The sequence below is a fragment of the Nocardia sp. NPDC049935 genome (assembly GCF_055586645.1).
In genome coordinates this window covers 20,171-32,861 of sequence record NZ_JBVJHV010000010.1, presented here as the reverse complement: position 1 = coordinate 32,861, position 12,691 = coordinate 20,171, and the positions used below count along the sequence as shown (strand labels likewise).

Below are 12,691 nucleotides of genomic sequence, written 5' to 3'. Positions count from 1 at the left end.
GCGCCGGCCCTCGCCGGCGACCACGGCGCATCGTGCGAGCAGCGGAAGGAGTTGGCGTGGAGTTCGACGTCACCATCGAGATCCCCAAGGGTTCACGAAACAAATACGAGGTCGACCACGAGACCGGACGGGTCCGCCTCGACCGGTACCTGTACACCTCCATGGCCTATCCGGCCGACTACGGCTATATCGAGGACACCCTCGGCGAGGACGGCGACCCGCTGGACGCCCTGGTCCTGCTCCCGGATTCGGTGTTCCCCGGCGTCATCGTCGAGGCCCGGCCGGTCGCGATGTACCGGATGACCGACGAGGCCGGCGGCGACGACAAGATCCTGTGCGTCCCCGCGGGCGATCCGCGCTGGGACCACATCCAGGATCTGGGCGACGTCCCGGAATTCGAACTGGCCGCCATCAAGCACTTCTTCGAGCGCTACAAGGACCTCGAACCCGGCAAATACGTCAAGGGTTCGGAATGGGTCGGCCGCGCCGAAGCCGAAGTAGAGATCGAAGCCTCGTTCAAACGCCTGAAGGAGAACGGGGGGCACTGAGATTTTGGCGGCGCCTCCGGCGCCGCGGGGTTGCGGGCCCCTTGTGTCCCGTGTTTCAGCGCCCGAGACTCGTGGCTTCGCCACATGCGCTTCGGGCACTGAAACACGGGACGGCCCGCAACCCTCGGAGGGCCTCGCCTGAACTCGTCGCCGGGGGGGGCGGGCGCTGTGCGGTGCGGGGCGGGGGCGGGGCGGCTTCTTACCTGCCCTTGTAGGCGGGGGTGCGCTTTTCGAAGACCGCTTGGATGGCCTCGGTGAGGTCTTCGGAGGGCAGGAAGGCGGCGTTCCAGGCCGAGACGTAGCGCAGGCCCTCGGCGACGGTGGACGCGTCCCGCTGATCCAGGACGTCTTTCACACCCTGCACCACCAGCGGCGGGTTCGCGGCGATCTCGCGGGCGGTGGCGTGGGCTGCTTCCAGGACAGCTTCCTGGTCGGGGTAGACGTCGTTGACCAGGCCGATCTTCTCGGCGCGGGCGGCGTCGATGTCCTTGGCCGTGTAGGCCAGTTCACGCAGGTGACCTTCGCCGATGATTCCGGGTAGCCGCTGCAGCGAGCCCACATCGGCCACGATCGCGACCTTGGCTTCGCGGAGGCTGAATTTCGCTTCGGCGCTGGCGTAGCGGATATCCGCGGCGGAGACCAGGTCCAGGCCGCCGCCGATGCACCAGCCGGAGATGGCAGCGATCACCGGTTTACGGCATTCGGCGACGGCGGTGATCGAGGCCTGGAGGCGGCGGATCTCGCCGAGGAAATCGGTGCGGGGCGCGGCGAGGGCGCGGTCGGCCATGAGCGGGCCGAAGGTGCCGCTCATGGCGGGCAGGTCGAGGCCGTAGGAGAAGTGCGCGCCCGATCCGGTGAGGACCACGGCCCGGACCTCGGGGTCGGTGTCGAGGCCGCGGAAGATCTCCGGCAGTTCCCGCCAGAAATCCGGGCCCATCGCATTACCCTTGCCCGGGCCGGTGAGGGTGACCCGTGCGACGTGATCCTTGGTTTCGACGGTGAAAGCCTGCCAGTCTGTCATTCGGCCAGCCTAATGGTCCTGGTCGTTCGCGGACCCGACGGTCCCGGCCGCCACCGGACCGGCGCGCACTGTCGCGGGCGGGGACCGGGCCGGGCCGGTGAGTGGGGCAAACGGCGGCGAGACCTGGCCGATCGCTCTACCCTGAGCCCATGCGCAGGTCGCTTCCACCGATAACCTGCCGGGTCTCGGATACTTTGATAGCGCGCGGACACCACGGTCTGATCGTCTCCGCGCCGGAGTCGGCAACAGATGCCGCAGATACCGCTCGGGTGATGGAGGTGGAACTCGGCGCCCTCGTACGGTCCGAGGTCTTCCTACTCGGCGAGGATCCGATTCTGCTGCTGGTTTCGGCCGCGCACCAGGTCGATCTCGGCCAGGCCGGCGCCCGGCTCGACGGTCCGCTGGCACCCGCCCCGCCGCATCTGGTGATGCTGTACACCGGGCAGATGCCGGGCAGCGTCGCCCCCGTAGGGCATCCCGCGAATCTGTCCACCTGGGTGGACAGCACGCTGGCCGCGTTCGGCGAGCTGTGGGCGGCGGGCGGCAGCCCGGGCACGGTGTTCCGGACGTGCTACTCGGAGCTGCTGCGCATCACCGCGGGACTGTCGCTGGAGGTCGCGTGACCCCGGTCGCCGCGGGTGTCCGTCCAGTGGAACCGGACCGGGCGGTCGCGGCGGTCCGGGGCGTAGCGTCGGCGGAGTGACCGAAGCACCACGGCCCGAGACCGGTATCCGGATTCCCGACGACCTCAGCGGTATCACCGCCGAGCAGTACCGTGCCTCGATGCGGCACTACCCCTCAGGCGTCACGGTCGTGACCTTGAACTCGGGAGGCGGCCCGGTCGGTTTCACCGCCACCTCGTTCGCCTCGCTGTCCCTGGATCCGCCGCTCGTCTCGTTCAATATCAGCGACACCTCGTCGAGCCTCACAGCGCTCACCGCCGCCGATTCGGTGGTCATCCACTTCCTGGGCGAACATCAGCGCCATATCGCCCAGCGTTTCGCCCGGACCGCGGCACACCGCTTCAGCGACCCCGCCCTGTGGTCGCCCCTGGACACCGGCGAACCGGTGCTGCACGGAACCCCCCTGTGGCTGCGCACCACCATCGAGCAGCTCATCCCGATCGGCGACCACACCTTCGTCGTCGGCCGGGTGGTCCGGGTCCACGACGACACCGCCGAAGAACCCGCCGCCGCCCCCCTCCTCTACTACAACGGCCGCTACTACCGCCCCACCCCCCTGGCCGACGACACCGAATAGCGATCGTCGCCCCACGGCCCCCTCCCCGACCCCACAAGAAAGCACCCCAGCAACACAACCCACCCGCCCGGATCACTCACGTTTCCCCGCCCACGCACCCCACCCGCCCCCTCCCGGAACCCGCTCCCACCAGGCCTTGAACGGTTCGGCCCGCGTCTGCTGTCGGCCCTCGAAGCGCATGCGGCGCAGCCGCGAGTCTCGAGGGCCGACAGCAGACGCAAAAGAGGGCCGAACCTCGAGCAGCGGAGCTGCTCCATCAACACAGTAGGCTTTTCACCTGGTCGACCGCTGTTTGCCGGGCGGTAACCCTCGTATGAGAGAACGAGTCCGTCGGCAGGGCGATGGAAGGTGGGCCGGACAGATGCAGTCGCAGCTGCAAGCGGAGGACGAACTCCGGCGTGCCGGAGCGGCGGCAACCGCGCGCACGCTGGTCGATGTCCTGGCCGATACCGCCGCCGCGCACCCCGACGCCCCCGCGCTGGCGACCGCCGACCGGACCCTCACCTACACCGAACTGCTGGCCGAGATCGACGCGACGGTCCGGGAGCTCGCGGCCGCCGGGGTGCGGCGCGGCGACCGGGTCGGGGTGCGGATGCCGTCGGGGACCTGGGAGCTGTATCTGACCATCCTGGCGGTGCTGCACGCCGGAGCCGCGTATGTGCCGGTGGACGCCGACGACCCCGAGGAACGCGCCCGGCTGGTGTTCTCCGAGGCCGCGGTGACGGCCGTCGCCACCGCGGACGGGATCGCCCCGGCTCCGGGCGCCGGCGAGGCACCCCCGGCAATCGGTGCGCAATCCACGGCGGCGCCCACCGTCGACGACGACGCCTGGATCATCTTCACCTCCGGTTCCACCGGCACCCCGAAGGGGGTGGCGGTGACCCATCGCAACGCCGCCGCCTTCGTCGACGCCGAGGCCAGGCTGTTCCTGCGCGGCGAACCGATCGGTCCCGGCGACCGCGTACTCGCCGGACTGTCGGTGGCCTTCGACGCCTCCTGTGAGGAGATGTGGCTGGCCTGGCGGCACGGCGCCTGCCTGGTTCCGGCGCCGCGCGCGCTGGTCCGCACCGGCGCGGACCTCGGTCCGTGGCTGGTCCGCCAGGGCATCACGGTGGTGTCGACCGTCCCGACCCTCGCCGCGACCTGGCCGGCCGAGGCGCTGGAATCGGTGCGGCTGTTGATCTTCGGTGGCGAGGCGGTGCCGCCGGAGCTGGCCGAACGACTCGCCGACGACGACCGCGAGATCTGGAACACCTACGGCCCCACCGAGGCCACCGTGGTGGCGTGCGCGGCCCTGCTGGACGGAAGCGGCCCGGTGCGGATCGGATTACCGCTGGACGGCTGGGATCTGGCCGTGGTCGACGCGGACGGTAACCCGGTCGGTGCGGGTGAATCCGGGGAACTCGTGATCGGCGGGGCCGGGCTGGCCCGTTACCTCGATCCGGCCAAGGACGCCGAGAAGTACGCCCCGATGGCGACACTGGGCTGGGATCGCGCCTATCGCAGCGGCGATCTGGTCCGCAACGACAGCGCCGGGCTCGTGTTCCTGGGCCGCGCCGACGATCAGGTCAAGATCGGCGGCCGCCGGATCGAACTCGGCGAGATCGATAACGCGCTGCAGCATCTGCCCGGGGTGAGCGGTGCGGCCGCGGCGGTGCGGACCACCGCCACCGGGGCGCCGCTGCTGATCGGCTACCTCACCGGCGTCGCCGAGGACTACGACCTGGCCGCCGCCCGCACCCATCTCTCCGATCGCCTTCCGGCGCCGCTGATTCCCCGCCTGGTGGTGATTCCGGAACTGCCGACGCGGACCTCGGGCAAGGTCGATCGCAATGCCCTGCCGTGGCCGCTGCCCGGCGCCGATACCGGCGGCGATCACGGTCTCGGCGGCACCCCGGCCTGGGTGGCCGATATCTGGACCGATGTGCTGGGCGCCGAGATCACCGGCGCCGATGCCGATTTCTTCGAACTGGGCGGCGGTTCGCTTTCGGCCGCGCAGCTGGTGACCGCGCTGCGCGCACGGTACCCGCAGGTCACCGTGGCCGATATATACGACCATCCGCGTTTGGGCGCGCTCGCCGAACTTCTCGACGACACCGGACCGGCAGCCACCGCCGAAACCCGGACGGTCCGGCCGACCCCGCTCGCGGCCCAGGCGATCCAGGTACTGGCCACCGTCGCGCTCACCACCCTGACCGGTCTGCAGTGGCTGACCTGGCTGGCGGTCGCCGCCGGGGTCGCGAGCCGGTTCGAGCTGCTGCCCTGGCTGCCGCGGTTGTCCTGGGGGTGGACCGCGCTGCTGTTCCTGGTGTTCATCACCCCGCTCGGCCGGATGGGAATCTGCGTCCTGGGGGCGCGGGCGCTGCTGGCCGGGGTCGGCCCGGGCAGTTATCCCCGCGGCGGTTCGGTCCATGTGCGGTTGTGGGCCGCGGTGCGGCTGGCCGAGGCCAGCGGTGCGGAGAATCTCTCGGGCGCACCCTGGATGGTGCCGTTCGCCCGGGCGCTGGGCGCGAAGGTCGGCCGGGGTGTGGATCTGCACACCCTGCCGCCGGTGACCGGCCTGCTGGATCTGCGCGACGGCTGCAGTGTCGAGCCCGAGGTCGATCTCTCCGGTTACTGGATCGACGGCGATACCGTGCATATCGGGTCGATCCAGGTCGGCCGGGGCGCGGTCGTGGGCGCCCGGTCGGTGCTGCTGCCCGGGACCAAGATCGGCCGCGACGCGGAGATCGCCGCCGGGTCCGCGGTATCCGGCAAGGTGAAGGCCGGACAGGAATGGGCCGGTTCGCCCGCGGTGAAGGTCGGTAAGGCGCGGCACCGCTGGCCCGCGGAGACCCCGCAGCGCGCGATCCACTGGGTGGCGGCGTTCGGGGTGAGTTCGCTCGCGCTGGCGGCGATGCCGCTGTTCGGGCTGGCCGCCGGGCTCGCCGTGATCGCCTGGGGCGTCCGCGACGCCGCGGATCTCTCCGCCGCGCTGGTGCCCGCCTTCCTGTGGCTGCCGGTGGCGACGCTGATCAGCCTGTTCGTATACGCGGCGGCGACGGTGGTGGCGGTCCGGCTGCTCGGGATCGGCCTCACCGAGGGGTATCACCCGGTGCGCAGCCGGGTCGGCTGGCAGGTGTGGGCCACCGAACGCCTGCTGGATTCGGCGCGCAGTTTCCTGTTCCCGCTCTACGCCTCCCTGCTGACCCCGGTCTGGCTGCGGCTGCTGGGCGCGAAGATCGGCAAACGGGTCGAGGCGTCCACGGTGCTGATGCTGCCCAAGTTCACCACCGTCGCCGACGGCGCCTTCCTGGCCGACGACACCATGATCGCCAGTTACGAACTCGGCGGCGGCTGGTTGCATATCGGGGAGGCGAAGGTCGGCAAACGCGCCTTCCTGGGTAATTCCGGGATGACCGCGCCCGGGCGCCGGGTGCCCAAGAACGGTTTGGTGGCCGTGCTGTCCGCGGCGCCGACCAAGGCCAAGGCCGGTTCGTCGTGGCTGGGCAGTCCGCCGGTCCGGTTGCGCCGGGCCGCCGGCACCGCCGACAACGACCGCACCTTCGATCCGCCGCTGCGGTTGCGGGTCTTCCGGGGCGCCTTCGAGACCTGCCGGCTGGCCGCGGTGGTGGTGACCTTCGCCATCGGTCTCGGGGTACTGCTGACCCTGGCCCTGTTGGCCGGTCGCCTCGGCTATCTCGGCGCGGCCCTGTTGTCCGGGGTGGTACTGATGGTGGCGGGCGCGGTGGCCTGCGCCGGCGCGGTCACCGCGAAATGGGTTCTCATCGGCCGGATCCGGGCCGAGGAACATCCACTGTGGAGTTCCTTCGTATGGCGCAACGAGGTGTCGGACGCCTTCGTGGAGACCGTCGCCGCGCCCTGGTTCGCCCGCGCGGTAACCGGTACGCCCGTACTGAACCTCTGGTTGCGCGCGCTCGGCGCGAAGATCGGCCGGGGGGTATGGTGCGAGTCCTACTGGCTTCCGGAGGCAGACCTGGTGACACTCGGTGACGGGGCGACCGTGGAACGCGGCTGCGTGGTGCAGACCCACCTGTTCCACGACCGGATCATGGCCATGGACACCGTGGTGCTGGGCGACGGCGCGACCCTCGGACCGCACTGTGTCGCACTGCCCGCCGCGACCATCGGCGCGGGCGCCACGGTCGGCCCGGCCTCCCTGGTGATGCGCGGCGATACCGTTCCCGCCTCCACCCGGTGGTGGGGCAACCCGATCATGCCGTGGACCGGCGGGCCGAACCCGCCGGAGAACGATCCGGCGGACGAGGAGACCGATCGCTGATGGGGAGCCGGTTCTACGACGCCCCCATCGACGACTATCTACCGCAGAACGGGAATCGGGGCTACCGGGTATCGCGGTACGAACTCGACCTGAACTACAAGGTCGCCAGCAACCGGCTGGCCGGGCGCGCGGTGATCACCGCGGTGACCACGGCCGAACGCCCGCGCTACTCCCTCGACCTCTCGCAGGCGCTGGCGGTGACGAAAGTACTGGTCAACGGCAGTAAGGCCGGTAAGTACAACCATCAGCGCGGCAAACTCACCGTGACCCCCCGGGAGAAGATCCCCGCCGGCGGGATCCTGCAGTTCGCGGTGCAGTACGGTGGCGCGCCCAAACCGGTCCGCGGCCCCTGGGGCGAGGTGGGCTGGGAGGAGCTGACCGAGGGTTCACTGGTGGCCAGCCAGCCCAACGGCGCCGCGTCCTGGTTCCCCTGCGACGACCACCCCAGTTCCAAGGCCAGCTACCGGATATCGATCACCACCGATACCCCGTACTACACGCTCGCCAACGGCGCCCTGGTCGGCAAGCAGACCAAGGCCGGTCAGACCACCTGGATCTACGAGCAGACCGAACCGATGGCCAGCTATCTGGCCACCGTGCAGATCGGCCGCTACCGCAGACACCAGCTCACCGACCGGCACGCCCCGGTTCCGATCCACGCGGTCACCCCGCCGGGCCTGCGGGCCGCGTTCGATCACGATTTCGCCCGCCAGCCCCAGATGATGTCGGTGTTCGGCGACCTCTTCGGCCCGTACCCCTTCCAGAGCTATTCCGTGGTGGTCACCGAGGACGAGCTGGAGATCCCGATCGAAGCGCAGGGCATCTCCATCTTCGGCGCCAACCACTGCGACGGCCGCCGCGGCGCCGAACGCCTGGTGGCCCACGAACTCGCGCACCAGTGGTTCGGCAACAGCCTCACCATCCAGCACTGGTGCGATATCTGGCTGCACGAGGGTTTCGCCTGCTACGCGGAATGGATCTGGTCGGAGTCGTCCGGGGGCGCGAGCGCCGACCAGCTGGCGCGGGCGGCCTGGCATACCCTGCGGCGCGAACCCCAGAACATCGTCGTGGGCGATCCCGGCCCGGCACTGATGTTCGATGACCGGGTCTACAAACGCGGGGCGCTCACCCTGCACGCGCTGCGGCTGGAACTCGGCGATACCGCGTTCTTCCGCCTGGTCCGGGATTGGACCGCCCGGCACCGCCACGCGTCGGTGTCCACCGAGGAGTTCACCGACCTCGTGGGTCATTACAGCGCGGTGCCGCTGCAGCCGCTGTGGCAGGACTGGCTGTACTCCGAACCGCTCCCGCCGTTGCCCCCGGTCGGCGGCAGCGGGGCGCGCACTGGCTAGAAGACGAGATAGCGGCCGGCCAGCTGCTCGACAAGCGGATCGTCGTCGGCGACGCTTTCGAGCGCGTCCAGATCGGCGACCACCGAGATGAGCCGCGGGTCCTCGGAACCGGCGGTCGGCGGTTGCCCGTCCTCGGCCAGCTGCCGGAGCAGTTTGTCCCGTATCCGGTTCTTGAGTGAATCGCCCATATCCGCCTCGTAGTCAGACCGGCGTCAGCCAGGTGCCCCAGGGTGTGTTGCGCAGGACGGTGTAGATCGCGAGGGAGCCGAGCAGTGTCCACATCGTCGTGGAGCCGATACCGGGCAACCGCGCACTCCGGCCGCGCCACGCCCGGACGATCCAATCGCCGACCCACAGCGCGAACAACACCAGCATCGGCAGCGCCAGCAGGTTGCTGTGCAGGGAATCGATCAGATGACCTTCGGTCAGGTTGTGTACCGCCCGCATACCCCCGCATCCCGGGCAGTACACACCGAACAGCGCGTAGACCGGGCACAGTCCCCACGAACCCTCGATATGCGGATCGCGGATATGCACCGCCGCCACCGCGGCGATCCCCGCCCCGGCGGCCGCGACGGGGAGCACCAGGGCCTGCCACCTGCCCGTTCGCCCGGTTTCGGCGGGCGGCTCGGAAGCTCCGGACCCCGGCCCACCCGCGGCCGGGACCCCGGCCGGCACCAGATCCCGCGGTTCGGTCGCGTCCGAGTCGTTCACAGTCCTCACGGTAGCCGGGTCGCGGCGGTTGACGCCACAACCAACGGAGGTGCTAGCTCCGGATTCACTGCCCGATGCATAGAACCCCCTACGAATGGGCATTCCGGGTTAACAACGCCATACGGTTTGTCGATATTCGGGTCAACTGGGGCCGCATATCCGGCGGAATCCGTTAGGGCGCTTGCTCTTGTAAGCACCCTGCTTGCAGGGTTACGGTGTCAGCAGGCACAAAGGAGTGTTCTGATGCTGGTGAAGTCGATAACCGCGCTATCGCAGGCGCACAACGGCGCGTTGACCGCCCCGTACCGGGCCATGTTGCGTACCCGCCGATTCCGAAGCGCGCCGTACAACGCACCGGCCGCCGGGCACGAGGTCATACCCGTCACCACCGTCGACGGCGCCCACCTGCGCGTTCACTCCTACGGTCCCGCCGACGGCGAGCCGATCGTGCTCGTCCACGGCTGGAGCTGCTGTATCGAGTACTGGCATCCCCAGATCAACGCCTTCGCCGACCGCTACCGCGTCATCTGCTACGACCAGCGCGGACACGGCGAGAGCACCCTGGGCCGTGCCCGTCTCGGTGATCACACCCTGGCCGACGATCTGGCCGCCGTCCTCGACGCGACCCTGCGCCCCGGCCAGAAAGCCCTGCTGGTGGGCCACAGCATGGGTGGGATCACCCTGCAGGCCTGGGCGGCCCGCCACCCCGTACAGGTCACGCGCCGGGCGCGCGCGGTGGTGCTCGCCAACACCACCTCGGGCAATATCCGCTACGACACCGATCTGCTGCCGCTGCTGAACAAACCGCTCACCCTGGCGAAACAACCGATCACCCTGCTGGGGTCGCCGGTCCGGCTGCCGATGATCGTCGCCGAATCCATCCTGACCTCGCCGGTGCCGCTGCCCGGCGGCTGGGCCGCCCGGGAAGTGCTCAAGGAGCGCATCATGGCCCGTGGCGCGACCAGTGAGCAGGCGGATTTCGCCCTGAGCATCGTGCGGTCCTGCCGCCCGCTGGCCCGCGGCCGTCACGCCGCGATGCTCGCCGATATGGAGCTCGGGAAGGCCGCCGCCAACCTCACGGTGCCCACCACGATCATCGCCGGCCGCTACGACCGCCTGCTGCCCGAACGGATGTCGCATCTGATCGCCGACACCATGCGCGAGGCCGGGCACCGGCCCGACTACCAGGTATGGCCCACGGGCCACCTGGGCAACCTCGAGGCGACCGACCGTTTCAACGCCGAACTCGTGTCCATCCTGGACCGCACCAGCCCCCGGTCCGCTGCGGCGGGCTGAGCGGAAGTCCCCGAGTCCGGTCGACGATGCCCGGCTCGGTGGACCCCGGCGCGAAACCCGAACCGGAATATCGGTCCCGGCGCGTCGTTGCACACAGGCGACGACCGCAACCGATAGGACTGAGGAATGCGCGCAGCCACCTACGACCGGTACACGAGCGAAGTCGGCGAGGTGCGGGTCCGTGACCTGCCCGAACCCAAGGTTTTCCCGGGCACCGTGTTGATCGAGGTCCGCGCGGCCGGGGTCAATCCGGTGGACTGGAAACTGATGTCGGGCGCCCTGGAGCCGATGATCGACGCGATCTTCCCGGTGATCCCCGGCTGGGATGTCGCCGGCACCGTGGTGGCCACCGGTGTGGATACTCCCGAGTTCGCGGTGGGCGACGAGGTCATGGCCTATGCCCGCAAGGACGTCCTGCACGCGGGCACCTTCGCGGAGCTGGTCACCGTATCGGCGGCCCACGTGGCCCGTAAACCGGCGGAACTGCCGTGGGAACAGGCCGGTGCCCTGCCGCTGGCCGGTGGCACCGCACTGCGCACCCTCGATCTGCTCGAGGTCACCGCCGGCGACACCGTGCTGATCCACGCCGCCGCCGGTGGCGTGGGCAGCCTGGGGGTACAGATCGCCCGGGCCCGCGGCGCGCGCGTTCTGGGCACCGCCTCCGAACGCAACCACGATTTCCTGCGCGACCTGGGCGCCGAACCGGTGACCTACGGGGAGGGCGTCGTGGAACGTATCCGCGAACTGGCACCGGACGGCGTGCAGGCGGTCGCCGATTTCGTGGGCGGTCAGCTCGAGACCACCCTCGCGGTGCTGGCCTCCGGCGGACGGCACGCCTCGATCGCCGACGGCACGGTGGCCGAACACGGCGGGCACGTCGTCTGGGTCCGCCCGGACGGCGCCCACACCCAGCGGCTGGCCGACCTGGCCGCGCAGGGCGCGCTGCAGGTGCCGGTCACCGGGACCTTCTCGCTGGAGGAGGTCCCGGAGGCCTTCACCGCCGGGCAATCCGGCCATACCCGCGGCAAGAACGTCATCGTGCTCTGAGACTTCACAGACCCGCTGTGACCAGAACCGCCAGCAGCGCCGCGAGCACGATCAGCTGCAGGCCCACCCGCACGTAGATGATGCTGTCCCAGCGCTTCTGGAGGTCGCGCGCGTTCGGCGGGATCACACCCGACTGCGCCGCGGCTTTCTGCGCGATATTGACCGGTTTGGCGATGCGGGCGTAGAGCGCGAGCCATACCACCAGCGCGACGACGGCGGTCGCCGCGGCGGCCGCGGGAACGGCGAGCCCCGCGATACCGGCCAGCACGGCCGCTGCCAGCGCACTCAGCAGTCCGGTGATCCCGATCGGCGGCATCCGCTTATCGGCGTAGTAGTGCCCCCAGCCGGCGTTGAGGGTCATGGTCGTGTCGTCGAGGTGCGCGTTCGCCGAACGCATGACCACGGCGGCGAGGATATCGGTGCCGTAGACGACCGCATTGGTGAGGACGGCGAGGGCCGCGAGGATCTGGATCGAAAGGCTCATCGGTTGCTCCGAAATCTAGCAGTGCTATTTCTTGAAGCGAGACTATACATACTCTAGCTACCTTGTCTAGCGATGCTAGAATTCATGGGTGGGTATCCAGAACAGACGAGAACGGGAGCGCGCCGAACGGCACCGGCTCATCATCGATACGGCCCGGCAACTGGCCGAAGCCGAGGGCTGGGACGCGGTGACGGTACGCAAACTGGCCGACCGGATCGAGTACAGCCAGCCGGTGCTCTACAGCCATTTCGCGGGGAAGCGGGCCATCGTCACCGCCGTCGCCGAAGACGGTATCGGTGAACTCGCGGCCACCATGCGCCGCGCCAGAGAAGCCGCCGGCACCGATACCGAAGCCCTGGATGCCGTCACCCGCGCCTACTACGATTTCGCGATCGGCCAGCCCGCCCTCTACGACGCCATTTTCGCGATGCCGACCGATCTGTCCTTCGGCCCGGACGCCCCGGAAGCACTGAAAACGGCCTTCGGCGAACTGGTCGCCGTATTCGGCCCGATGGCCGGGGACGCCGACGTCGAGACGTTCACCGAAACCTGCTGGAGCGCCCTGCACGGGCTCGTCACCCTGGAACGCGACGGCCGGCTGCGCCCCGGGCACCGGGAGCAGCGCCTGGCGATCCTGCGCGACAGCCTGCGCCGGACCCGCGACCCGGCCGGACAGCCTCGTTGACC

At 69.8% G+C, this 12,691-nt stretch carries 12 protein-coding genes; 8 read left to right on the top strand and 4 right to left on the bottom strand.

Annotated features, from left to right (window positions below):
* Positions 1-56 precede the first annotated feature (56 nt).
* The gene (locus ACZ6SF_RS29885; RefSeq protein WP_466066612.1) at positions 57-548 is read left to right on the top strand and encodes an inorganic diphosphatase; all 492 of its coding nucleotides are present in this window, start codon (positions 57-59) and stop codon (positions 546-548) included.
* A gap of 199 nt (positions 549-747) precedes the next feature.
* Here ACZ6SF_RS29885 and ACZ6SF_RS29880 read toward each other — a convergent pair whose 3' ends face one another.
* Complete coding sequence (locus tag ACZ6SF_RS29880; protein ID WP_466066610.1) at positions 748-1,569, bottom strand: crotonase/enoyl-CoA hydratase family protein; 822 nt, start codon at positions 1,567-1,569, stop codon at positions 748-750.
* 149 nt (positions 1,570-1,718) lie between these two features.
* Between ACZ6SF_RS29880 and ACZ6SF_RS29875 the strand changes: the two genes are divergently transcribed.
* The 4 genes from ACZ6SF_RS29875 (at position 1,719) to ACZ6SF_RS29860 (ending at position 8,463) form a co-directional block, all read left to right on the top strand.
* Positions 1,719-2,192, top strand: a complete 474-nt coding sequence (locus ACZ6SF_RS29875; protein ID WP_466066609.1) for a YbaK/EbsC family protein — start codon at positions 1,719-1,721, stop codon at positions 2,190-2,192.
* 76 nt (positions 2,193-2,268) lie between these two features.
* Complete coding sequence (locus ACZ6SF_RS29870; protein WP_466066607.1) at positions 2,269-2,829, top strand: flavin reductase family protein; 561 nt, start codon at positions 2,269-2,271, stop codon at positions 2,827-2,829.
* Positions 2,830-3,190: 361 nt separating this feature from the next.
* A complete protein-coding gene (locus ACZ6SF_RS29865) occupies positions 3,191-7,111 on the top strand; it encodes a Pls/PosA family non-ribosomal peptide synthetase (RefSeq protein ID WP_466066605.1) in 3,921 nt (1,306 codons plus the stop codon).
* The gene (locus tag ACZ6SF_RS29860; protein ID WP_466066603.1) at positions 7,111-8,463 is read left to right on the top strand and encodes a M1 family metallopeptidase; all 1,353 of its coding nucleotides are present in this window, start codon (positions 7,111-7,113) and stop codon (positions 8,461-8,463) included. The genes ACZ6SF_RS29865 and ACZ6SF_RS29860 overlap by 1 nt, the downstream gene beginning before the upstream one ends.
* Here the strand turns inward: ACZ6SF_RS29860 and ACZ6SF_RS29855 are convergent.
* Entirely contained in the window at positions 8,460-8,651 is a 192-nt protein-coding gene (locus ACZ6SF_RS29855) for a hypothetical protein (protein ID WP_466066601.1), read from the bottom strand. The genes ACZ6SF_RS29860 and ACZ6SF_RS29855 overlap by 4 nt on opposite strands.
* Before the next feature lie 13 nt (positions 8,652-8,664).
* Positions 8,665-9,177: a DUF2752 domain-containing protein gene (locus tag ACZ6SF_RS29850; RefSeq protein ID WP_466066600.1), complete on the bottom strand. Its 513-nt coding sequence runs from the start codon at positions 9,175-9,177 to the stop codon at positions 8,665-8,667.
* Between the two features lie 243 nt (positions 9,178-9,420).
* On the opposite strand from ACZ6SF_RS29850, the gene ACZ6SF_RS29845 reads away from it, so the two are divergent.
* Together ACZ6SF_RS29845 and ACZ6SF_RS29840 are read left to right on the top strand one after the other, a co-directional pair.
* Complete coding sequence (locus ACZ6SF_RS29845) at positions 9,421-10,473, top strand: alpha/beta fold hydrolase (protein ID WP_466066598.1); 1,053 nt, start codon at positions 9,421-9,423, stop codon at positions 10,471-10,473.
* Positions 10,474-10,599: 126 nt separating this feature from the next.
* Positions 10,600-11,520, top strand: a complete 921-nt coding sequence (locus ACZ6SF_RS29840) for an NADP-dependent oxidoreductase (protein ID WP_466066596.1) — start codon at positions 10,600-10,602, stop codon at positions 11,518-11,520.
* Between the two features lie 4 nt (positions 11,521-11,524).
* Here the strand turns inward: ACZ6SF_RS29840 and ACZ6SF_RS29835 are convergent, their stop codons facing one another.
* Complete coding sequence (locus ACZ6SF_RS29835; RefSeq protein ID WP_466066594.1) at positions 11,525-12,004, bottom strand: DUF1772 domain-containing protein; 480 nt, start codon at positions 12,002-12,004, stop codon at positions 11,525-11,527.
* Between the two features lie 88 nt (positions 12,005-12,092).
* Here ACZ6SF_RS29835 and ACZ6SF_RS29830 point away from each other — a divergent pair, with 88 nt between their 5' ends.
* Positions 12,093-12,689, top strand: a complete 597-nt coding sequence (locus ACZ6SF_RS29830) for a TetR/AcrR family transcriptional regulator (protein ID WP_466066592.1) — start codon at positions 12,093-12,095, stop codon at positions 12,687-12,689.
* The last annotated feature ends 2 nt before the right edge of the window (positions 12,690-12,691 follow it).